The organism is Proteus sp. TSJ240517, from assembly GCF_047921575.1.
Lineage (GTDB): Bacteria > Pseudomonadota > Gammaproteobacteria > Enterobacterales > Enterobacteriaceae > Proteus.
Window position 1 is genome coordinate 15,231 of the sequence record NZ_JBLRMH010000006.1, and the last position, 22,833, is coordinate 38,063.

A 22,833-nucleotide genomic window follows, 5' to 3' on the forward strand; every position below is an offset into this window, starting at 1 on the left:
ACTCTGTGGATTACTTTAAATTTAAAGCACGTTTTACAGGCGCAAAACTTTTTCGATGATAGGGTGTTGCCCCTAATAAGGCTAGTTTTTCCATATGGAAAACAGTTGGATACCCTTTATGTTTAGCAAAACCATAATCAGGGTAAAGCTTATCTAACTCTTCCATTTCTCTATCACGAGTCACTTTAGCAATAATAGAAGCTGCACTAATTTCTTGAACTAAACTATCACCTTTTATAACCGCTTGAGAGGCCATTGGTAATTTAGGGCAACGATTACCATCAATTAAGACCATATCAGGTGTTATTGATAATCCCGCAACAGCACGTTCCATTGCTTTCATGGTTGCCCAAAGAATATTTAATTTATCAATTTCTTCTGGCTCTGCACGGCCTATCGCCCAGCATAATGCTTTTTCTTTTATTTCGTCATAAAGAGCATTACGCTTTTTTTCTGTTAGCTTTTTGGAGTCTGTTAATCCTTTAATTGGATTTGCTGGATCAAGAATAACAGCAGCGGTAACTACTGCACCGACTAATGGGCCTCGACCAACCTCATCAACTCCAGCAATAAGATTTGCTTTTGGATATACAAATTCCATTATTTTTCTACCAATTCTAATACTGCATTTGCTGCTTGCTCATCCGCATTACAACGAATGTCACTATGTAGCTGTAAAAATATCTCTTTTAATTGACGTACTTTTTCTTCATCGGTTAAAAGAGGTAAAAGTTGTTGTGCTAACACTGAGGGTTCGCACTCTTCTTGCAATAATTCTTTGATAATTTCTCGGCCAGCTAACAAATTAGGTAACGAGACATAAGGCGTTTTAACTAACCTTTTTGCTAACCAGAAAGTAAATGGTTTCATGCGATAGCCAACAACCATCGGGCATTTCGTTAACATGCATTCTAATGCAGCTGTGCCTGATGCTAACAATGTTGCATCGCTCGCTGTCATTGCTTCTCTTGCTTGCCCATCAAGAAGTTGTATTTCAAGTTCTGGTGCCACATTTTGATGTATCTGTTCAAATTGGGCTCGTCGCTTAGCATTAACTAATGGCACAACAATATGAAGAGAGGGGATTTGCTGTTTTAGTAACTGTGCTGTTTTTATAAAATCAGCACTTAGCATTTCAACTTCAGCATGACGACTACCAGGAAGCAGTGCTAGACAAGGGATTTCTTCAGATATCCCTAGATGTTCACGAGCAGCCTTTTTATCTGGATTTAAGGCTATGGCATCAGCCATTGTATGACCAATAAAACGACAAGGAACCTGATACTTATCATAAAACGCTTTTTCAAAAGGCAGAAAAGCTAAGACGAGATCTGTCGCTTTACCAATTTTGAAAACACGTTTTTGACGCCAAGCCCACACAGATGGACTGACATAGTGAATAGTTTTGATCCCTTTTTGCTTTAAACGACCTTCAAGAGTGATATTAAAATCAGGTGCGTCAATCCCCACGAAAACATCTGGTTTTAATTCTGAGAATCGTTGAGTGAGATCTTTTCTGATCTTTAATAAGCGAGGTAATCGTTCGAGAACTTCAACGATCCCCATGACGGCAAGCTCTTCCATCTCATACCAAGCTTCACAACCTTCAGCTTGCATAAGAGGTCCAGCAACGCCGACAAAGCGAACATTGGGATGCATTTGTTTTAGAGCGCGGATTAATCCCGCGCCCAAGATATCACCGGACGTTTCACCAGCAACTAAGCCGATAACTAACGGACACCGAGTAGTAGATAATTGGCCTGACAAGGTCATATCCTAATTAGCGAATGATACCGCGGTTAGATTTTGCTGAGTTCTCCAGAAAATCACTGAACAGTTTGACATGCGGATTATTATTATCAGCAACCAATTGTCCAATTTCTTCACGCGCTTCTTCCAGTGTTTTACCATTACGGTAAAGTACTTTGTAAGCATTACGAATTGCATGAAGATCTTCTTTAGCAAAACCTCTGCGCTTTAATCCTTCAATATTCAGCCCATAAGGCGTCGCGTGGTTTCCTTGTGCAATAACAAAAGGAGGAACGTCTTGTGCCACGCCTGAACATCCACCGACCATCACATGAGAGCCAATTTGGCAAAACTGATGAACGGCGCTCATACCACCGATAATCACAAAATCACCTAAAGTGACGTGACCACCCAGTGTGCCGTTATTTGCAATAATACAACGATCACCAATGATACAATCATGTGCGACGTGGGTATTAATCATCAGTAGATTATCGTTACCAATTTTTGTGATATTGCCACCTTGGGTTGTTCCACGGTGGATAGTCACACTTTCACGAATAAGGTTTCGATCACCAATAATGACTTGCGTTGGTTCACCACGATATTTCAGATCCTGATTAACTTCACCGATAGAAGTGAATTGATAAATCTGATTATCTCGGCCAATGCGTGTGTGCCCATTGATAACAACATGAGATTTGATGTCAGTACCTTCACCAATCTCAACGTTAGCACCAATGACACAAAAAGGGCCAATGCGAACATTAGCACCGATTACCGCACCCTCTTCAATAATTGAGGAAGGGTGAATTACTGCGGATTTATCTATCATAGGCTAGACCTCACGGCGGCGAGCACACATCATTTCAGCTTCGCAAGCAATTTCCCCATCAACTTTAGCGACGCCTTTAAAGCGAGCAACACCACGACGTTCTTTAATGAATTCTACCTCTAGGATCATTTGATCCCCAGGTAAGACAGGACGTTTAAAGCGAGCACCGTCAATAGCAGCAAAATAGTAGAGTTCACCAGGTTCCAGCTTTCCTACGCTTTTGAATGCTAAAATACCCGTTGCCTGTGCCATGGCTTCGAGGATCAGTACGCCCGGAAAAATTGGTTTTCCTGGAAAGTGACCTTGAAAGAAAGGCTCATTAAAAGATACATTTTTTACTGCTCTTAGAAATTTCTTTTCTTCAAAATCAAGGACACGATCAACCAATAAGAATGGGTAACGGTGTGGAAGTAAATCTAAAATTTCTTCGATTTGCAGAGTATGATTCTCACTCATTGCAATACTCTTCCTGTCTAATAAAACTGAGTCTAATTAATAATGACACGACCTGCTGTGACTCAAAAAGTGAGTTAACCCGCAGGTCGCAAAATGGGTAACATTCGTCAATGACGTATATTGTTACTTGTCGCTACTTTCTACTTGACGTTCAAGCGACTTGAGCCTTTTTTGCATTTCATCAATTCGCAACACAAGAGCTGCGGTTTTACGCCATGCTTTATTCGATTGCAGCGGAATTCCTGAAGAATAAACACCCGGTTCAGTGATAGGACGCATTACCATTCCCATACCTGTTACCGTGACTTTATCACAGATTTCCATGTGACCATTGATAACACTTGCTCCACCAATCATACAATAGCGGCCTATTTTCAGGCTGCCCGCCATGATGACACCACCAGCAACTGCGGTATTATCACCAATAATAACGTTATGTGCGATTTGGCACTGGTTATCAATGATAACACCATTACCGATAACTGTGTTATCTAATGCGCCTCGGTCGATTGTAGTACATGCACCGATTTCAACGCGATCACCAATCACTACTGAACCTAATTGTGGAATTTTGATCCAATTACCACGTTCATTAGCATAACCAAAACCATCTGAACCAATCACAGTACCTGACTGAACCAAACAATCTTTACCAATGATAACTTCATGATAAATAGATACATTTGCCCATAAACGGCTATTATCGCCAATATGTGCTTTTTTACCCACAAAACAACCGGCACCAATCACAACATTATCACCAAGGATAACATCAGATTCGATAACGGCATTTGCACCCACTGATACATTTTTTCCTAACTTAGCGTCAGGAGAAATAACAGCACTTGGATGGATATCCTGTGCTGGCTGTGGTGTTGTATCCATTATCTGTGCCATTTGAGCATAGGCAAGATACGGGTTTTTCACCACAAGTGCGGCAACGGGACAAAACGGAAGATCAGCTTCTGTTAATACAACAGCAGCAGCCTGACATTCACTTAATTTTTCACGATAGCGACTATCGGAAAGAAATGTAATTTGTTCGCTATTTGCTAGGCTCATTGAAGCAAGACCGGCGATAGTGATATCACCATCGCCGTGTAACTGTGCATTCAACTGCTGAGCAAGATCAGCTAATCGAATTGAAAACATCTATTATTTAACCTGTTTTTGAACCTGAGCAGTAATATCTTTACCATCTGCGAAATAAGGTACAGTGTTAGCATCAAGGATCACATCATAGCCTTCTTTCTTCGCTACTGCATCAACAGCGTCTAATACACGTTTCATGATTTTGTTACGTTCTTCAGCTTGACGACGGCTAAAGTCTTGCTCAAAAGCTTGTGCTTTTTGTGCATATGCTTCACGTTTAGCAACCAGATCTTTCTCTGTATTTGCACGTTGTGTTGCATTCATAGTTGGCGCGTCTTTTTGATATTTCTCAACAGCTGTCTGTAATGCTTTACCTAAGTTCTGCAATTCAGTGTCACGTGATTTGAATTCATTTTCCAATTGTTTCTCTACCGCATCACGGTTAGGAATTTGTTGGAGAACTTGACCGATGTTCACAACACCTACTTTATCTGCGGCTTGAACACCTGCTGACATGGTCAATGCCATTCCTAGGGCAGCGGCACATAACAATTTTTTCACGATTAAACTCCTTAAAACCAAAAATAATTTTTTGTCAGAAATCGGATGCCTTTTTCAGCATTGTGAATCAGGCATCAACTTTACTTACATCGCTACCACGTTCTACCAATATTAAACTGGAATTGCTCTGATTTATCGCCTTCGTAATCTTTTATTGGCTTAGCATAAGAGAATACTAACGGACCTAAAGGAGATAACCATTGTAACGCAACACCGGTTGAAACACGTATATCACTTGCACGGCTATAATCAGGCATACCTGCTGTCCAAGCTGAGTTAGTGCTACTCCACTTAGTATCCCACACCGTACCTGCATCAACAAACAGAGAGGTTCTGACTGAAGATGAGTATTTATCATCTACAAATGGCGTTGGAGTGATCAGCTCAAAACTTGCCACAGCCATTGCGTTACCACCGATAGCATCGCTAGATGGCTCACCTGGTTTTGGCTTACCATTTGCATCAAGGTAAACCGCTTTAGGACCGATATTATTTGAACGGAAACCACGAACTGTACCCGAACCACCTGCATAGAAGTTTTCATAGAATGGTAATTCTTTACCACCTAAACCATCACCGTAGCCTAAACGACCTTTAAGTAAGGTTACCCAAGACTCTTTCTCATTAATTGGGTAATAGTACATACCGTCCCAAGTGACTTTATAGTACTTGTTGTCAGAGCCCGGTACAGTCACACGCCCACTTAAGTTACTTCTCGCACCTGATGTTGGGAAGAAACCTTTGTTTAAGTTATTAAATGTCCACCCCATACTGACAGTATAGTCATCAGCATTAAACGATTCACGTTTATCAAAGCCTGGATTTTCACCCATACTTTCTAGGTAACGCCACATTGCAACCTGCGGTTCCATACGTGACAGACCATTATGAGTATAGCCTAAGCCAAGACGTGCTGAGTTATATTCATTAATTGGGAAGCCTAATGTACCATCTACACCATAAGATTTATTGGTATAACCAGATAAATCAGCATCATTAGCGCGGAAGTCATTATAGAAAACTCGACCGCCTAAACTCACACCATTAACGGTAAAGTATGGGTCAGTCACAGATAATTCTGCGTAAGTTGAGTAATCATTTTTACTCGCGTTAATAGCAACTGCGTTACCTGTACCTAACCAGTTATCTTGAGTAACACCTACTTGGAAGCTCACGCCACTTTCAGTACCGAAACCGACACCAAAGTTAAGAGAGCCTGTGTTACGCTCTTTGACACGATAAACGATATCAACCTGATCAGGAGAACCTGGAATACGCTGAGTTTCTGTTTCAACCGTTTCGAAATAACCTAAACGATTTAAACGCTCTTTACCTTGTTCAACTAAATCGCTACCTAACCATGCACCTTCCATTTGACGCATTTCACGACGTAAAACAGAGTCTTTAGTGATGTCATTACCAGCGAAACGGACTTGACGAACATAGAAACGGTTTCCTGCATCTACGTTTACATGCAGTTTGACGGTTTTATTTTCATCATTAATTTCAGGGGTTGTCATAACGCGAGGATAAGCATATCCATAACGACCTAACAGATTTTTAATATCATTTTCTGTTTTAGTGACTTGCGCGCCATTATAAAGAGAGCCGGGTGCAATTTCGATAAGCTCTTCAATTTGTTTAGTGTAGCCCGCAGTATTACCATTGACTTCAGTATTTTCTACTGTGTATTTATCACCTTCTTTCAGGTTAATGGTAATGTAAATTCCCTTTTTGTCTGGCGTTAAACTGACATTCGTCGATTCAATATCAAAACGTGCATAACCACGATCAAGATAGAAGCTTCTTAATGTTTCTAAGTCACCAGCCAGTTTTTGCTTCTGATATTTTTCATCAGCCGCTAAGTTCCACCAAGGAACATCATCACGTAATTGGAAACGGTTAACGAGCTCAGCAGTAGAAAATGCTTTATTACCAACAATGTTGATTTGCTGAATAGTTGCTGAAACACCCTCTGCAAACACGAGTTTTAAGTCAACACGATTACGAGGAAGAGGTGTAACAACCACTTTTACAGTTGCATTATATTTACCAACACTATAATAGAAATCTTCAAGCCCTTTCTCGATATTCGCTAGCATTGTGCGGTCAAGTGTTTCACCGATACGAATGTTAGAAGCATCAAGATTCTGTTTTAGCATCTCTTCCTTGATTGCTTTGTTACCAGAGAAAGTAATGCTGGCAATAGTTGGACGCTCTTTTACTTGAACAATCAGAGTATTTCCGTCACGCAGGACACGAACATCATCAAAGTTTCCTGTCGCAAATAATGAACGGATAGTTCGGCTGATATCATCATTACCGACCGAGTCTCCAACTCGGACAGGCATGTTCAGTAATGCTGCACCAACGGCGACGCGTTGAAGACCTTCAAATTGAATGTCCTGAACTACGAATCCGTCTGAACCGTATGCAGTGGCGCTGCCCAGCAGCAGCGACGCTATAAGCAACTTTTTCATCGCCATCGTTGTTTTGTGTTTTCCTAACCGGTCCCTGCTTACCAATTATAAGCGAGAGAAATCATTGAAAAGTGCAAGTCCCATTAAAAGCATCAGTGCCATAATACCAATACGATAACAGAAATCTTGTACACGCTCAGATACCGGCCCTCCCTTTATCTTCTCGATAACCAGGAAAAGCAGGTGCCCGCCATCTAGGACAGGCAGGGGAAACAAGTTAATGATCCCCAAATTGACACTGATAAGCGCCATAAACATCAAATAATAAACAAAACCAGAATCAGCAGACATTCCTGCGCCTTTCGCGATAGAAACAGGTCCACTAAGGTTAGTTAATTTGACGTCACCAACCACTAACTTGCCAATCATTTTGACAGTTAAACCCATCAACTGCCATGTTTTATCAGATGCTTCATAGAGCGCTGAAAATGGGTTGTATTGCTGCATTATCAAATATTGCTCATCAGGAGGTAATATTTGCAATTGCGCACCAACTTGCCCTACTTCAGTACCATCTTTCAGTGCAACAGCTGTCGGTGTAATATTCGACATCAACGACGAGCCGTTACGTTCAACAAGAAGCTCCAAGACTTTATTTGGACTTTGTCGAACAAAATAAGTAAATGGATGCCATGTATCAATTGGCTGACCGTCAACTTTAACGATACGATCCCCTGCCTGTAAACCCGCTTTTTCAGCAGCGGAGCCTTCCGTAACTTCAATAATCTTTGAGTCTAACCTTGCGCCAACAGGCATTATCCCTAGGGACAAGATAGGATCTTGTTTTTCAGGATCAAAATTCCATTGTTGTAAATTCAGTATATTCTCACTCTCAGAAAGAGAATTTAGATCTGAAACAACGAATGAAACCTCTTTGGCACCAATTTGACTAACTAACGCTAAACGAACTGCATTCTGATCAGGCGTTTCGATACCTGCAACGGATTTTAGTTCCATTCCAGGCGTTAATTTTGCTTGTTCTGCGATAGAATTCGGACGAATGTCTGCAATTATAGGTTTTAATGCAGGAACACCTATCATAAAAACTATCCAATAGGCGACAATCGCTAACAAAAAGTTGGCAATAGGTCCTGCGGCAACAACCGCAGCACGCTGACCAACTGTTTTATTATTAAATGCAAGATGACGGCGCTCAGGTGCAACCTCAGCGACTCTTTCATCTAACATTTTTACATAGCCACCCAAAGGTATCCATGCGATAACAAATTCAGTGCCATGTTTATCTATTTTGCGCCAAATTGCTTTTCCAAAACCAATAGAAAAACGCTCGACATAAATACCACAGCGCCTAGCTACCCAAAAATGTCCAAACTCATGTACCGTAATTAAAATACCTAAAACGATAATAAATGCGGCAAGATTCCACAGGATACCCATTACTTACCTTTATAGTTTAAAGCCAGAAGAAATCAGAAAGACCAATCCTGCAAAGACTGGGATAGCCGCAGTCAAACTATCAATTCTATCAAGCACACCACCATGTCCCGGTATCAATTGGCTACTGTCTTTAATGCCTGCAACACGTTTAAACATGCTTTCTGCTAGATCACCAAATACCGAGACTATGACGACAACGCCAGATATTAATAACAAGTTATTGGGTACTTCAGTCACAGGTGCAAAATAAGTAAATAACCACGATGCAACACCTGCCGTAATCAACCCACCAACTAACCCTTCGAGGGTTTTACCTGGGGATACTTTAGGCGCCATTTTATGTTTTCCAATTAAACGTCCGAAAGCATAAGCTCCAGAGTCAGCAGCCCAAACTAATAACATGACATACAGTAACCACCATGCGCCTGTATAAGTGTCAGTGTTATAACCCAGCATACGCAGCGCCATCATGCCACAATAAAAAGGAACAATCGTCAATATACCGAACAATAGCTTAATAAAAACTGAATTTTTCCACATATTGGCTGAATTAGGATAACTTACAACTAATAAAATTGCTGCTACCCACCAAATTAAACCCGCCCACAAACCATTTTTTATCATTGGAGTGTCTAGTAGGTGGTCAAAATTAGGTAAAGAAAACTGCATAACGAGTAACAATGCAGCAAAACCGATCCCTGTTGCAATACGTTTGCCTTGAGAATGCCAGCCAATAAATTGTGCCCATTCCCAACCCGCTAAGCCTGATATTGCGATAATCACTAATCCAAAACCTGCTGGAGGAAGTAGAAATAGTGCAGCAATAACAATAGGGATTAAAATTAATGCGGTGATGACACGATACTTAAGCAAGTTATCCTCCCAGATTTATAGTATCTGTTTCTGATGTAGTACCACCGAAACGTCTTTCCCGTTTAGCAAAAGCATCTAATGCATTCTGAAAAACTTGTTCATCAAAATCAGGCCATAAAACCTGTGTAAAATAAAGCTCAGCATAAGCAATCTGCCAAATAAGAAAATTACTTATACGATGCTCACCACCTGTACGAATAACAAGATCGACTTCAGGCTGATTATGCAAGCAAAGATGTGAAGATATTGTATTTTCATTAATATCTTCGAGACTAATTTCCCCTTTTGCGAGGGATGTCGCTAATTGTTTTACGCTTTGAGTAATATCCCACCGACCGCCATAATTAGCCGCAATATTTAAATTAAGCCCTGTATTATTCGCAGTGAGTGCCTCAGAACTTTTAATTCTGTCCTGTAAACGACGGCTAAAACGGCTAATATCACCAATAACCGTTAATTTAACATTATGTTTATGCAGGCTCTTCACTTCGTTATCTAAAGCGAAAACGAATAACTCCATGAGAGAACTCACTTCCTGCTCTGGTCTATTCCAGTTTTCGCTACTAAATGCATATAACGTTAGCGATTCAATTTTGTGTTTTACGGAAAAGCTAACTGCATCCCGAACTGCTTTAATTCCCGCGCGATGCCCCGTTACTCGGAGCTTCCCTTGCTTTTTTGCCCAGCGTCCATTGCCATCCATAATGATAGCAACATGCTTTGGTTTTGATGCGGATGAATCATCACTGGATAAGTTCACTCAATTTAACCCTTTGCTAATCTGATACTGATACAGACAGTCCTCTTCGGATAACCTATGCACAAAAAAAACCGTGTCACCCACGGCCTTTGGCAAAGCCTCAAAGTTGCTAAAGCGATAGCCTTAGTAATGAACTGTTAATTTTCATTATTGTCTTTAGTGATTCGGCAACTATACCATTAGCCAGAAAGACGAACAAACACCCTATATTAAATATAATCACCATTATACAAATTGGGTGATTATCTGATGAGTTTCTAATCTTGCTAATTTATCAATTTCTAGGACATCATTAATACTTTGAGGCTCTGATAGGTCAAAATGTTCAACAACTTTGCGATTAATTTTAGCAATATCAGTAAATTTCACTTTTTCGTGTAAAAATGCATCAACAACCACTTCATTAGCCGCATTTAACACTGTTGTTGCCGCTTGCCCACGTTTTGACGCTTCAATAGCAAGTGCTAAACAAGGGTAACGTTGATAATCTGGGCGAATAAACTCTAGAGATTGAATCTCAAAGAAATCTAATGCTTTTGCACCAGATTGAGTACGATGAGGATAAGCCATTGAGTACGCAATTGGTGTTCTCATATCGGGCTCACCAATTTGAGCGATAATACTGCCATCTCGATAGCGAACCATTGAATGAATGACAGATTGTGGATGAATAATAACTTCCATTTCTTCTTCAGAAGCATTAAAGAAGTAACGAGCTTCAATATACTCAAGCCCTTTATTCATCATCGTTGCAGAATCAACCGAAATTTTACGCCCCATAGACCAATTTGGATGCGCACACGCTTGATCTGGCGTCATTACATCCAGCTCTTCTAATGGCGTATAGCGAAATGGCCCACCAGAGCCTGTTAACAAAATGCTTGTCACACCTTCATTCGCTAAAGACGCATGACCTAGATTTTCTTGGATTGCTTTAGGTAAGCTTTGATAAATTGCATTATGTTCGCTATCAATGGGTAAAATTGTCGCACCATATTTAGCAACCGCATCAAAGAAAAGACGCCCACTCGTTATCAGTGATTCTTTATTCGCTAACAGAATTCTTTTGCCTTTTTCAATGGCTGCAAGTGTCGGTTTTAATCCTGCAACACCAGTTATAGCAGACATGACCTGATCAGCTTCATCAAGAGCTGCAATTTCATTGATCGCATGAGAGCCAGATAGAATTTCTGTTTTACAAGATGTATTAGCGAGTAACTGTTTAAGTTGATTTGCACTTTTTTCATCAGACATCACAGCGTATTTAGGCTGGAAAGCAAGGCACTGCTGTGCCATCTTGTCTGCATTTTTACCTGCGGCTAGAGCAAGGACCTGATACTCATCAGGATTATTTTCAATTACGGAAAGAGTGCTAGTTCCGATAGATCCTGTTGAGCCTAATATAGTTATTTGTTTCATTTATTAATCAATCAGTATGTCTACAACGTTTTAATTAAAGAGAATTATATCAGTATGGCAAGGTAAATGAGGATTAAAGATGAAAACTTTAATAAATAATGTGACAAAAGAAGGTATTAAGCACGAATTTTCAAATAAATAATTAAAAATAATGCCGCTAAAGAGCGGCATTATCGAAAAAAGATATAAAAATTAGAATTCCATTAACTCTGCTTCTTTCAGCGCTAATGCATCATCAATTTTTTTAATGAACATGTCAGTTAACTTCTGAATGTCATCTTGTGAACGGCGTTCATCATCTTCGCTGATTTCTTTATCTTTCAGTAATGCTTTTATTTTATCGTTAGCATCACGACGGATATTACGAACAGAAACGCGACCTTGTTCTGCATCACCACGAACAACTTTGATTAAGTCTTTACGACGTTCTTCAGTTAACGGAGGCAGTGGAACACGGATAATGGTGCCAGCAGATGAAGGATTTAAACCTAAATCTGATGCCATAATCGCTTTTTCAACAGCTGGTGCTAAAGTACGGTCGAATACAGTGATTGCCAGTGTACGGCCATCTTCTGCGACAACGTTAGCAACTTGGTTTAATGGCGTTGGCGCTCCGTAGTATTCAACTACAATGCCATCTAAAAGGCTAGGAGACGCACGACCAGTACGAACTTTATTAATCTGGCTTTTTAGTGCTTCAACGCTTTTATCCATGCGTTCTTGAGCATCTTTTTTGATTTCATTAATCACGTTATAAACCCTTGGGAACTGGTTATCTTCCAGTCGATATGAAATCATATCGACATAAATAAATTGGCGTACTCTAGATGTTAGCGCCAAATTATACCGTTGTCTCTGTGTATTAAGCGTGAGAAATCAAAGTTCCTTCACTTTCACCCATTACAACCCGACGTAATGCACCCGGTTTATTCATATTGAATACGCGGATAGGTAAATTATGATCTCGGGCTAATGTGAATGCAGCAAGATCCATGACTTTCAATTCACGTTCTAATACATCCTGATAAGTCAGTGTTTCATAAAGTACTGCATCAGGATCTTTGGTTGGATCGGCAGAATAAACGCCGTCCACTTTCGTTGCTTTTAATACAACGTCAGCTTCAATTTCAATACCGCGTAAACACGCAGCTGAATCGGTAGTAAAGAATGGGTTACCTGTACCAGCCGAGAAAATAACGACTCGACCGTGGCGTAATAAGCTAATTGCTTCTGCCCAACTGTAGTTATCGCAGACACCATTCAGTGGAAATGCAGACATAAGGCGTGCGTTTACATAAGCACGGTGCAATGAATCACGCATTGCTAAACCATTCATTACTGTCGCGAGCATTCCCATGTGGTCACCCACAACACGGTTCATACCTGCCGCAGCAAGACCCGCGCCACGGAACAAGTTACCACCGCCAATTACGACACCGACTTGTATACCTAATTCAACGAGTTCTTTGATTTCCTGAGCCATGCGATCAAGTACGCTCGCATCGATACCGAAACCTTCTGCGCCTTGCAGGGCTTCGCCACTCAGCTTTAATAAAATTCGCTGATATACAGGTTTTGCATTGGTAGCCATGGTGTTCTGTCCTAAGCAGATTAGTTAATTGGAGGTTTTAGATAGCTTCTCTTTTTAACAAAAAAAAGCAAACAGCCAGTGGAGATTACAACAAAACAGAACCGCCATTAGGCGGTTCTGTTAACGCTAAGCGTTATTATTTGCTCATTGCAGCAACTTCAGCTGCGAAATCAGCTTCAACTTTCTCAATACCTTCACCAACTTCGAAACGAACGAAGTTGATAACATCAGCATTGTTTTCTTTCAGCAGTTCGCCAACAGTTTTGCTTGGATCCATTACGAAATGCTGACCAGTCAGAGAAATCTCACCGGTGAATTTGTTCATGCGACCGATAACCATTTTTTCTGCGATTTCGCGTGGTTTACCTGATTGCATTGCAATATCCATCTGAATTTGGTGCTCATGTTCAACAACATCAGCAGGAACATCTTCAGGACGAACATATTCTGGTTTGCTTGCAGCAACGTGCATAGCAATGTGTTTGATCAGTTCTTCGTTAGCGCCTTTAGCTGAAACTAGAACACCGATGCGAGCACCGTGTAGGTAAGTACCTAATTCGTCAGCTTCTAATACAGCAACACGACGAATGTTGATGTTTTCACCGATTTTAGCAACTAATGCAGTACGTGCTTCTTCGAATTTAGCTTTCAGAGCATCGATATCATCAGTTTTGTCTGCTAATACAGCAGCCATAACTTCTTTACCGAAAGCGATGAAACCAGCATCTTTAGCAACGAAGTCTGTTTCACAGTTCAGCTCAACCAGCGCACCGAATTTACCATCAGCAGCAACTTCTGCAAGGATGATACCTTCAGCAGCAACACGGCCTGCTTTTTTAGCAGCTTTAGCTTGACCTGATTTACGCATGTTGTCGATTGCTAATTCGATATCACCATTAGCTTCAACTAGCGCTTTTTTACATTCCATCATGCCTGCGCCAGTACGTTCACGCAGTTCTTTTACCAATGCAGCGGTAATTCCAGACATTTGTTTCTTCCTCGACTTTTCTATGGACTAGCCATAGATGTTCTCATAGCAGATGTGTAAAGGGGGCCTATTGAGGCCCCCTAACCAATATATAGCAATACCTGGTTAAATAAGGGCTCTTACGAGCATGCCTTATTATTCAGCTTCGACTAAGCCTTCTTCAGCCTGAACAGCCAGATCTTGAGAACGACCTTCACGAACAGCTGTAGCTGCGGCGGTCAGATATAATTTAACCGCACGGATTGCATCGTCATTACCAGGGATAATGAAGTCGATACCATCTGGATCAGAGTTAGTATCAACGATAGCAAATACTGGAATACCCAGGTTGTTTGCTTCTTTGATAGCAATGTGTTCGTGTTCAGCATCGATAACAAACAGAGCGTCAGGTAAACCGCCCATGTCTTTGATACCACCCAGGCTATTTTCTAACTTACCAAGTTCACGAGAACGCATTAACGCTTCTTTCTTGGTCAGTTTGTCAAAAGTACCGTCCTGAGATTGTGATTCTAAATCTTTCAGGCGTTTGATTGACTGACGAACAGTTTTCCAGTTAGTCAGCATACCGCCTAACCAGCGGTGGTTTACATAAAACTGGTCACAGCTTTCTGCTGCTTCTTTAACAGCTTCAACGGCAGAGCGCTTAGTACCAACAAACAGGATTTTGCCTTTACGAGAAGCAATTTTGTTCAGTTCAACCAGAGCTTCATTGAACATTGGAACAGTTTTTTCCAAGTTAATGATATGAACTTTGTTACGCGCACCAAAGATGAATGGTTTCATTTTTGGATTCCAGTAACGAGTTTGGTGACCGAAGTGAACACCGGCTTGCAGCATATCGCGCATTGAAACAGTTGCCATTTTAGACCTCTATAAATTTAAATTTGGGGTTATTTCGTCCACAAATCCCATACGACCGACTCATCAGCTGTAAAGGTTTGGCCTTTACATAAGAGCACCCCGGCGTTATGTGCCGATTTGTGTGTGTAATTAACACAATTGAATGTTTCAGATTTACAGCTATTACTCACAGTGTGATGCAATAACAGAACTCCGGCGCGCTTTATACCATAAATAACCTCAAGAAACCACTATTACTTGCGTTTGCCACGGGCTTATTTGACATAAAAACACATCATTTGAACAAAGAAAAAAGCGAGACTAACGCAATGATGAGAAATATTGCTCTAATATCAATTTGCTAGAAAAACACCAAATAGAAAAGCGCAATATGTAAAGACAATCAGATTAAGAAGGCGTAATGTTCGTCATTATTCTCGATATCAGACAGATTGCACATATCCTCTTTATTGGCACGCCTACTTTCTGCTGATATTATAAATGGTAATCAGAATTATTTCTCATCATCATTCATTTAACCTGCAATACAAAATATGAATACAACAAAGTGTGTTATCTAATTCGTATTGTGGCTTTTAATCTAGACGAAGAACTCAAATGGCTATTGTAATCAAGACAGAAGAAGATATTCAAAAAATGCGCGTCGCAGGTCGTCTTGCGGCAGAAGTTCTTGAAATTATCGCACCGTTCGTAAAACCTGGCGTAAACACCGCTGAATTAGACCGTATTTGTCATGAACATATTGTTAACGCACAACAGGCTATTCCTGCTTGTCTTAACTATCATGGTTTCCCTAAATCAGTCTGTATTTCGGTTAACGATGTTATTTGCCACGGTATTCCTAGCGAAGAGAAAATCCTTAAAGATGGTGATATCGTTAATATTGATGTCACTGTCATTAAAGATGGTTTTCATGGCGATACTTCAAAAATGTTTATCGTAGGTAAACCAACAATACAAGGTGAACGTTTATGTCGTATCACCCAAGAAAGCCTCTACCTTGCCATTAAAATGGTTAAACCAGGTATTCGCTTACGTGAACTTGGCAAAGCAATTCAAAAATTTGTTGAAGGTCATGACTATTCTGTTGTTCGCGAATATTGTGGTCATGGTATTGGTGAAGGGTTCCATGAAGAACCTCAAGTTCTACACTACGATGCAGATGATAGCGGTGTTGTGTTACAAAAAGGCATGGCATTCACCATTGAACCAATGGTAAACACAGGTGATTACCGTATTCGTACAATGAAAGATGGCTGGACTGTTAAAACTAAAGACAGAGGTTGGTCAGCACAATACGAACATACGTTAGTCGTTACCGATAATGGCTGTGAAATCATGACATTACGCAAAGAAGAAGAACCGTTTATTTCTGCGGTATTAGTCAACGAATAAGATTCTTTTTTAGCTAAAAATGTAAAAGCGACATATTTTTTCGAGATGTGTCGCTTTTTTTATTTTATTTGCTATGAAACAGCAGAATTACTAGTCAGGTTATCGTTTTAACATTAGTCTTAATGTCATAAGCAAACATTGAGAAAGAAGACGAACAATGACTCATAAAAACGCATTTCAAACTCCGCCCCCTTCCCCTTTTTTGCTGACAGAAAATACACAAAATTGTGCTGAACTTAAGCAATCAATCGAACAATTTCAGTCTTGGTTAACAGAGGCTTTTCACCATGATGTTGATGTCGCTTTATTACTTCAAGCTCGTAGCCATTTCATTGATCAACTATTAACACAATTATGGCGCTATACACAATTATCCGATTATCCAGACCTTAGTATCATTGCGGTCGGTGGTTATGGCAGGCAAGAGTTACATCCACTTTCTGATATTGACCTTCTCTTTTTAAGTGAAACACCTTTATCACCAGAAACAGAAGATAAAATCAGCAAACTCATTACATTACTGTGGGATGTACGCCTTGAAATTGGTGCCAGTGTTAGAACAATGGAAGAATGTCTTTTAGAAGGTCTTTCAGACTTAACGGTTGCAACAAACTTACTAGAAGCACGTCTTATTTGTGGGAATAATTCACTTTATCAGCAATTAATTAACCATATTTTTAGCCAAGGATTTTGGCCATCACCTGATTTTTTTGCTGCAAAAGTTGAAGAACAAAAACAGAGACATCAACGATACCATAGCACTAGTTATAATCTAGAGCCTGATATCAAAAGCAGCCCTGGTGGACTGCGCGATATCCACACTCTAATTTGGGTAGCACATCGCCATTTTGGTGCTGCTTCAGTTTCTGAAATGGTCAACTTTGGCTTTTTAACGCCAGCGGAAGGACAAGAGCTACTAGAGTGCCAATACACACTATGGAAAATTCGCTTTGCTCTCCATCTTGTACTTTCTCGCTATGACAATCGTCTATTGTTTGATAGACAACTCAATGTTGCTCAACTTTTAAATTATGAAGGCGAAGGCAATCAGCCCGTTGAAAAAATGATGAAGGATTATTATCGCGTAACTCGTCGTGTCAGTGAGTTAAATGATATGTTACTTCAATTATTTGATGAAGCCATTCTTGCTCTGCAACCTAATGTAAAACCGCGACCTTTAGATAATGAATTTCAACTAAGAGGCTCATTAATTGATGTCGTTGATGACAGTTGCTTCCTTGATGATCCTATCGCTATTATGCGCCTCTTTTTACGTATGGCTGAGCATAAAGAGATCACAGGAATTTATTCAACAACACTCCGCCATTTACGTTACGCTCGTCGGCATCTAGTACAGCCGTTATGTGAGTACCCACTCGCACGTCAAGTTTTTATGCAGATCTTGCGCCATCCTCGTGCAGTTTCTGGTGCTTTCGTTCCCATGCACAAACATAGTGTATTAGCGGCTTACTTCCCACAATGGAATAATATTGTGGGTCAAATGCAGTTTGATTTATTCCATGCCTATACCGTTGATGAACATACAATTCGTGTTTTACAAAAACTGGAAAGTTTTGATTCTTATGAAAACCACGAGCAACATCCGCTTTGTGTTGATATTTATCCCAAACTTCCTCAACTTGAATTATTACGTTTAGCTGCACTTTTTCATGATATTGCCAAAGGTCGCCATGGTGATCACTCCGTATTAGGAGCCCAAGATGTTGTTCATTTTGCTCAACAACATGGTTTAAATCAAAGAGAATCGGCATTAGTTGAATGGCTTGTTAGTCATCACTTACTTATGTCTGTTACAGCACAGCGACGTGATATTCAAGATCCTGACATTATTTTTCAGTTTGCATCAGAAGTAAAAAATGAAAGTCGATTACGTTATCTTTTGTGCTTAACGGTTGCGGATATCTGTGCAACTAATAGTAGCCTATGGAATAGCTGGAAACAGAGCCTATTACGTGAACTTTTTTTATCAACAGAAAATCAGCTACGCCAAGGTATGCACTCTATTCCCGATTTACGTGAACGTATTCGCCATCATCGTTTGCAAGCACTAACTATTTTACGAATGAAACAGGTTGATGAAGATAAATTGCAAGCAATTTGGGGACGTTGCCATGCCGACTATTTTTTACGACATACACCAGAACAAATTGCATGGCATGCGCTTGCATTAATTGAGCATAATAGCGCTGAACCTATGGTGCTAATCAGCCAACAAACTGAGCATGGTGGTACTGAAATCTTTATTTGGTGTGCTGATAGACCATCCCTTTTTGCATCTGTTGCAGGTGAATTGGATAGACGCAATTTAAGTATCCATAACGCTCAAATTTTTACTAACCGCGATAACATGGCTATGGATACTTTTATTGTGTTAGAGCCTAATGGTAAACCTCTGGCAATTGATAGATATAATGCAATCCGCAACGCTCTTATCCAAGTTGTATCCGCCCCTTATAACGCCAATGCAAAAACACGCTCATTACCCGCCAAATTACGCCATTTTGACGTTCCGACAAAAATTAACTTTATCGCTTCTAACCATAATAAGCGCACCTATATGGAACTATTTGCACGAGATCGTCCAGGATTATTAGCAATTATTGGTAAAGTGTTTGCTGATCTTTCACTTTCATTACATGGTGCCAGAATAACCACAATAGGCGAACGTGTTGAGGACTTCTTCGTATTAACCGATAGCGAAAATAAGGCATTAAACCAAAAAATGAAGGATGAAGTCGTAGAAAGGTTGACAAAAGCCCTAGTTTCAAAGGATAAAATATAGAAACCCACGACAATACATATAGGAAATACTATTAATGCAAGCATTACAATCTATTATTGATAACGCCTTCGAACATCGTGCTGATATCACTCCAAACAACGTTGAGCCTCATATTCGTGATGCCATTAATAGCGTTATTGCACTGCTAGACAGCGGGAAACTGCGTGTCGCGGAGAAAATTGATGGTCAGTGGGTGACTCATCAATGGTTGAAAAAAGCGGTTTTGCTCTCTTTTCGTATTAATCACAATCAAGTGATAGATGGCAATGAAAGTCGCTATTTTGACAAAGTACCTATGAAATTTGCTGATTATGATCAAGCACGTTTTGAAAAAGAAGGTTTTCGTGTTGTTCCTCCCGCAGCAGTTAGACAAGGGGCTTACATCGCTCGCAACACTGTTTTAATGCCATCTTATGTCAACATTGGTGCTTACGTTGATGAAGGTAGCATGGTTGATACATGGGCAACAGTAGGTTCATGTGCTCAAATCGGGAAAAATGTTCATCTCTCTGGTGGCGTTGGTATTGGTGGTGTTTTAGAGCCACTACAAGCAAACCCAACCATTATTGAAGATAACTGCTTTATTGGCGCGCGTTCTGAAATTGTTGAAGGCGTTATTGTCGAAGAAGGCGCGGTTATTTCAATGGGCGTTTATATTGGTCAAAGTACCAAAATTTATGACAGAGAAACAGGCGAAGTTCATTACGGTCGAGTCCCTGCTGGCTCTGTTGTTGTTTCTGGTAATTTACCGTCCAAAGATGGAAGTTACAGCCTTTACTGCGCCGTAATTGTGAAAAAAGTTGATGCTAAAACGCGTGGAAAAGTAGGCATTAATGAATTGTTAAGAACTATCGACTAATATAAGAACAGCGGATAGAATTAATTCTGTTCGCTATTCTTTCACTCATCTTTCTATCAGGTGCCAATATATGTACGATAATTTAAAAAATTTAGGGATCCCGCATCCTGAAGATATTGACCGCTATACTCTACGCCAAGAAGCTAACAACGATATTTTAAAAATCTATTTTCGCAAAGATAAAGGTGAATTCTTTGCAAAAAGCGTAAAATTTAAATATCCACGCCAACGTAAAACAATTTCTGATGGTCAATCAGGACAAGGTTTTAAAGAAGTAAATGAAATCAATACTAACTTACGTTATGTTATTGAAGAATTAGATCAAATTTGCCAACAAGACCAAGTAGAAGTCGATTTAAAACATAAAATTCTGGACGACTTGCGTCATCTTGAGCACGTTGTAGCAAATAAAATTGCTGAAATCGAAGCCGATTTAGAAAAACTGACTCGTCGTTAATAACAAGGCATTTTAACTGTTATGTATGTCAGTTTTATAGAAAAACACCGCTTAGTTACTGTATAAAATAGAAACAAGAGGTGTTTTAAAATACTGAATATGGCTCATTATTTTATTAACCAATTAAATATCAGATTATTTTCTACTTAATTTAATAGGCCAACCCAGTTTTCAAGCCAATCTATTGCAAATACTTCTGGCTCCGCGACATCCATACTGTCTATTTTTAATATTTCACCAATACGCTTTGATTGGTGCTCTTGCAGTAATTCATCAAATTGCATCCCTGCACCACAAAAATAGTCATAACTACTATCGCCTAAGGCAATCAAGCCATAATTTAGGTTTGGTTGATAACCTACATTATCACGTAGTTCATGAAATAGAGGAGCAATGGTATCAGGTAAATCACCTTGCCCAGTACTTGACGTTATCACAAGTACTGTTGAATATTTTTCCCAATCTGCAAGTGTGCCTTCTTCGTAAACATTAGCTTGATGATTATGCTCAAGTAAAATACGCTGTGCCTCTTCAGCAACTGCTAATGCATTACCGTAAACTGTACCTACAAAAATACCGATTTTAGCCATAATATTTAGCCCACTTAATACTGTTTGATAACTAATAAACTAAGCATCAAACATATAATATTGTCAATTTATTCTCAATGAGAATAAATTGAGTCATCCTTTTTAAAAAGAGACTGAATGAAATTATTACACTTACTCTTTTCCCCATATAAATAACTCAACCAACTTTCAGGGTAATGTATTTTAGATAACTTTGATGTAACCATTAAACAAATATCATCAATAGTAAAATATTCATTTTTTTCTTTATAAACATCAAGATAAGATGATACCTTATTAATTTCACTCTTATAATCAATTAATAGATTCAAAGATTCATTATGTTTTTTAGGAAAAAAGAACTTATACACTTTAGACAAAAAGCCCGTCTCCTTTCTTTTTATAAAACCATCTAATAATGATAAGCATTCATTTGTTTTTGTTGTGATTTCATTAATCGAACAGCAAGAGCTATTTTTGATTGCTATATTAGAAACTTTATTTTTTATTTTATTTTCATAATTATTATAAGCATTAGAGAAAGATGCCAGAGATTTTAATTCAATCGCTAAGGAATCCGTATTGGATTCAATTTTTTTTATCATTTCTGATAATTTATCAATATCATTTTTTTCTAAAGATTTTTCTCTAAACTTTTTAACGAAATCTTGATGAAATACATTAAGTAATTTACAGTTTTTATTACATTCATTATAAACATCCGAATGTTTTTTTATAGATTGTTCTTCGTCTTTTTCATTAATAACTTTATTAATATCCTCAAGCGTTTCATCACCATCCTTAATAAAGCCAAAGGTATTATTAGCATTATTAAGACTTGCAAATTTATAATATTTATTTATTACATCATATAATTTATTGATATTTTCATTAAGAAAATTAAATGATATTTCAAATTTAGTAAGCGCAGATTCAATTTTTTCTTTATTTAATGTATTATTAACATGAGTCTCAATATTATTGTCATCTTTATTTTCTATTTTAACTTGATTATTAGCAGCTTCTACATTACCTAACTTAACAAGTATATGTTCTTTCTTACCTATTATAAAAGGTAGGTTACACCCGGGATTTAACTCTATTGTTTTGTTTTTTATCTCTTGAATTAACTTGCTAATAGATTTTTTCTCAAATCCACCCCAAAAACCCTTCTCAAAAAATAAATTAATAGCTGGATTATTATCTTTATTAAGAATTTTATCTTTCAGAGAAGAAGAACCTGTTTCACTAATTATAGTCTCAATAAACTTTTTTACAGAATCTAATGAGTTAAGGTTTATAACTGTAAGACAATTAATATTTTTTTTATCTAAAAAAACACCACCGCATTTATTATTAGCCTCATTAATTTTATCTAAATGATGAATATTACCCTCTATATATTTATTAATTACATCAGTTAATTCACTTTTTATTTCAGTGAAAAAATTCTTATCAACATAAACGTTACTAATTTTATGTTTTAAAATAAAAAAACTATTTTTAGGTAATGAATTTAAACAATTAGCTATTTTTTCAGATAGTAAAAATACCACATTCTCTCTTTTATCATTTGCAGGTAAAAATTTTGCTAACTTATCGAAATATATTTTCATTATTATTACTCATATTCAATTATAATATTACAACCATAATATTATTGAATAGCAGATAATAATTTCAAAAA

21 protein-coding genes are annotated in these 22,833 nt (G+C 38.7%); 4 read left to right on the plus strand and 17 right to left on the minus strand.

The window, feature by feature from the left end:
- Window positions 1-10: 10 nt before the first annotated feature.
- From rnhB to rpsB, 15 genes are all read right to left on the minus strand, one after another.
- Complete coding sequence (rnhB, locus tag ACNARN_RS11180; RefSeq protein WP_416304463.1) at window positions 11-601, minus strand: ribonuclease HII; 591 nt, start codon at window positions 599-601, stop codon at window positions 11-13.
- Window positions 601-1,773 carry a lipid-A-disaccharide synthase gene (gene lpxB, locus ACNARN_RS11185; RefSeq protein ID WP_416304464.1) on the minus strand — a complete coding sequence of 391 codons (1,173 nt, stop codon included), beginning with the start codon at window positions 1,771-1,773 and terminating at the stop codon, window positions 601-603. The genes rnhB and lpxB overlap by 1 nt, the downstream gene beginning before the upstream one ends.
- Before the next feature lie 7 nt (window positions 1,774-1,780).
- A complete protein-coding gene (gene lpxA / locus ACNARN_RS11190; protein ID WP_088494703.1) occupies window positions 1,781-2,584 on the minus strand; it encodes an acyl-ACP--UDP-N-acetylglucosamine O-acyltransferase in 804 nt (267 codons plus the stop codon).
- Window positions 2,585-2,587: 3 nt separating this feature from the next.
- Window positions 2,588-3,040, minus strand: a complete 453-nt coding sequence (gene fabZ / locus ACNARN_RS11195) for a 3-hydroxyacyl-ACP dehydratase FabZ (protein ID WP_006535887.1) — start codon at window positions 3,038-3,040, stop codon at window positions 2,588-2,590.
- Window positions 3,041-3,163: 123 nt separating this feature from the next.
- Window positions 3,164-4,192 carry a UDP-3-O-(3-hydroxymyristoyl)glucosamine N-acyltransferase gene (gene lpxD / locus ACNARN_RS11200; RefSeq protein ID WP_109373121.1) on the minus strand — a complete coding sequence of 343 codons (1,029 nt, stop codon included), beginning with the start codon at window positions 4,190-4,192 and terminating at the stop codon, window positions 3,164-3,166.
- 3 nt (window positions 4,193-4,195) lie between these two features.
- Complete coding sequence (locus ACNARN_RS11205) at window positions 4,196-4,693, minus strand: OmpH family outer membrane protein (protein WP_036934019.1); 498 nt, start codon at window positions 4,691-4,693, stop codon at window positions 4,196-4,198.
- A gap of 92 nt (window positions 4,694-4,785) precedes the next feature.
- Window positions 4,786-7,179 carry an outer membrane protein assembly factor BamA gene (bamA, locus tag ACNARN_RS11210; protein WP_416304465.1) on the minus strand — a complete coding sequence of 798 codons (2,394 nt, stop codon included), beginning with the start codon at window positions 7,177-7,179 and terminating at the stop codon, window positions 4,786-4,788.
- 39 nt (window positions 7,180-7,218) lie between these two features.
- Window positions 7,219-8,571, minus strand: coding sequence for a sigma E protease regulator RseP (gene rseP / locus ACNARN_RS11215; protein ID WP_416304466.1), 1,353 nt, complete (start codon window positions 8,569-8,571; stop codon window positions 7,219-7,221).
- Between the two features lie 9 nt (window positions 8,572-8,580).
- Window positions 8,581-9,444: a phosphatidate cytidylyltransferase gene (gene cdsA, locus ACNARN_RS11220; protein ID WP_198620934.1), complete on the minus strand. Its 864-nt coding sequence runs from the start codon at window positions 9,442-9,444 to the stop codon at window positions 8,581-8,583.
- Window position 9,445: 1 nt separating this feature from the next.
- Window positions 9,446-10,147: a polyprenyl diphosphate synthase gene (uppS, locus tag ACNARN_RS11225; RefSeq protein WP_416304510.1), complete on the minus strand. Its 702-nt coding sequence runs from the start codon at window positions 10,145-10,147 to the stop codon at window positions 9,446-9,448.
- A gap of 282 nt (window positions 10,148-10,429) precedes the next feature.
- Window positions 10,430-11,623: a 1-deoxy-D-xylulose-5-phosphate reductoisomerase gene (gene ispC / locus ACNARN_RS11230; RefSeq protein WP_198626184.1), complete on the minus strand. Its 1,194-nt coding sequence runs from the start codon at window positions 11,621-11,623 to the stop codon at window positions 10,430-10,432.
- Window positions 11,624-11,815: 192 nt separating this feature from the next.
- Entirely contained in the window at window positions 11,816-12,373 is a 558-nt protein-coding gene (frr, locus tag ACNARN_RS11235) for a ribosome recycling factor (RefSeq protein WP_109373116.1), read from the minus strand.
- Between the two features lie 112 nt (window positions 12,374-12,485).
- Window positions 12,486-13,214: a UMP kinase gene (gene pyrH / locus ACNARN_RS11240; protein WP_023582710.1), complete on the minus strand. Its 729-nt coding sequence runs from the start codon at window positions 13,212-13,214 to the stop codon at window positions 12,486-12,488.
- Window positions 13,215-13,350: 136 nt separating this feature from the next.
- Entirely contained in the window at window positions 13,351-14,202 is an 852-nt protein-coding gene (gene tsf / locus ACNARN_RS11245; protein ID WP_109373115.1) for a translation elongation factor Ts, read from the minus strand.
- Between the two features lie 135 nt (window positions 14,203-14,337).
- Window positions 14,338-15,063 carry a 30S ribosomal protein S2 gene (gene rpsB, locus ACNARN_RS11250; protein ID WP_023582712.1) on the minus strand — a complete coding sequence of 242 codons (726 nt, stop codon included), beginning with the start codon at window positions 15,061-15,063 and terminating at the stop codon, window positions 14,338-14,340.
- Between the two features lie 597 nt (window positions 15,064-15,660).
- Here rpsB and map point away from each other — a divergent pair.
- The 4 genes from map to ACNARN_RS11270 all read left to right on the plus strand — a co-directional run bounded on the left by map (window position 15,661) and on the right by ACNARN_RS11270 (window position 20,577).
- The gene (map, locus tag ACNARN_RS11255; RefSeq protein WP_075671708.1) at window positions 15,661-16,458 is read left to right on the plus strand and encodes a type I methionyl aminopeptidase; all 798 of its coding nucleotides are present in this window, start codon (window positions 15,661-15,663) and stop codon (window positions 16,456-16,458) included.
- A 157-nt stretch (window positions 16,459-16,615) separates the two neighbouring features.
- Window positions 16,616-19,261, plus strand: a complete 2,646-nt coding sequence (gene glnD / locus ACNARN_RS11260; RefSeq protein WP_416304467.1) for a bifunctional uridylyltransferase/uridylyl-removing protein GlnD — start codon at window positions 16,616-16,618, stop codon at window positions 19,259-19,261.
- A gap of 34 nt (window positions 19,262-19,295) precedes the next feature.
- Complete coding sequence (dapD, locus tag ACNARN_RS11265; RefSeq protein ID WP_160230642.1) at window positions 19,296-20,120, plus strand: 2,3,4,5-tetrahydropyridine-2,6-dicarboxylate N-succinyltransferase; 825 nt, start codon at window positions 19,296-19,298, stop codon at window positions 20,118-20,120.
- 70 nt (window positions 20,121-20,190) lie between these two features.
- Window positions 20,191-20,577, plus strand: coding sequence for a DUF3461 family protein (locus ACNARN_RS11270; protein ID WP_006535910.1), 387 nt, complete (start codon window positions 20,191-20,193; stop codon window positions 20,575-20,577).
- A 146-nt stretch (window positions 20,578-20,723) separates the two neighbouring features.
- On the opposite strand, the gene ACNARN_RS11275 is transcribed toward ACNARN_RS11270, so the two are convergent.
- Entirely contained in the window at window positions 20,724-21,167 is a 444-nt protein-coding gene (locus tag ACNARN_RS11275; RefSeq protein WP_416304468.1) for a flavodoxin, read from the minus strand.
- Between the two features lie 74 nt (window positions 21,168-21,241).
- The gene (locus ACNARN_RS11280) at window positions 21,242-22,762 is read right to left on the minus strand and encodes a hypothetical protein (protein ID WP_416304469.1); all 1,521 of its coding nucleotides are present in this window, start codon (window positions 22,760-22,762) and stop codon (window positions 21,242-21,244) included.
- Window positions 22,763-22,833: the final 71 nt, after the last annotated feature.

Excerpts from the sequence above, each read along its gene's own strand:
- pyrH (WP_023582710.1), bottom strand. The coding sequence starts at position 13,214 with ATGGCTACCAATGCAAAACCTGTATATCAGCGAATTTTATTAAAGCTG.
- fabZ (WP_006535887.1), bottom strand. The coding sequence starts at position 3,040 with ATGAGTGAGAATCATACTCTGCAAATCGAAGAAATTTTAGATTTACTT.
- rpsB (WP_023582712.1), bottom strand. The coding sequence starts at position 15,063 with ATGGCAACTGTTTCAATGCGCGATATGCTGCAAGCCGGTGTTCACTTC.
- dapD (WP_160230642.1), top strand. The coding sequence starts at position 19,296 with ATGCAAGCATTACAATCTATTATTGATAACGCCTTCGAACATCGTGCT.
- lpxD (WP_109373121.1), bottom strand. The coding sequence starts at position 4,192 with ATGTTTTCAATTCGATTAGCTGATCTTGCTCAGCAGTTGAATGCACAG.
- ACNARN_RS11270 (WP_006535910.1), top strand. The coding sequence starts at position 20,191 with ATGTACGATAATTTAAAAAATTTAGGGATCCCGCATCCTGAAGATATT.
- bamA (WP_416304465.1), bottom strand. The coding sequence starts at position 7,179 with ATGGCGATGAAAAAGTTGCTTATAGCGTCGCTGCTGCTGGGCAGCGCC.
- ispC (WP_198626184.1), bottom strand. The coding sequence starts at position 11,623 with ATGAAACAAATAACTATATTAGGCTCAACAGGATCTATCGGAACTAGC.
- lpxB (WP_416304464.1), bottom strand. The coding sequence starts at position 1,773 with ATGACCTTGTCAGGCCAATTATCTACTACTCGGTGTCCGTTAGTTATC.
- ACNARN_RS11280 (WP_416304469.1), bottom strand. The coding sequence starts at position 22,762 with ATGAAAATATATTTCGATAAGTTAGCAAAATTTTTACCTGCAAATGAT.
- uppS (WP_416304510.1), bottom strand. The coding sequence starts at position 10,147 with ATGGATGGCAATGGACGCTGGGCAAAAAAGCAAGGGAAGCTCCGAGTA.
- rseP (WP_416304466.1), bottom strand. The coding sequence starts at position 8,571 with ATGGGTATCCTGTGGAATCTTGCCGCATTTATTATCGTTTTAGGTATT.
- glnD (WP_416304467.1), top strand. The coding sequence starts at position 16,616 with ATGACTCATAAAAACGCATTTCAAACTCCGCCCCCTTCCCCTTTTTTG.
- ACNARN_RS11275 (WP_416304468.1), bottom strand. The coding sequence starts at position 21,167 with ATGGCTAAAATCGGTATTTTTGTAGGTACAGTTTACGGTAATGCATTA.
- lpxA (WP_088494703.1), bottom strand. The coding sequence starts at position 2,584 with ATGATAGATAAATCCGCAGTAATTCACCCTTCCTCAATTATTGAAGAG.
- tsf (WP_109373115.1), bottom strand. The coding sequence starts at position 14,202 with ATGTCTGGAATTACCGCTGCATTGGTAAAAGAACTGCGTGAACGTACT.
- rnhB (WP_416304463.1), bottom strand. The coding sequence starts at position 601 with ATGGAATTTGTATATCCAAAAGCAAATCTTATTGCTGGAGTTGATGAG.
- map (WP_075671708.1), top strand. The coding sequence starts at position 15,661 with ATGGCTATTGTAATCAAGACAGAAGAAGATATTCAAAAAATGCGCGTC.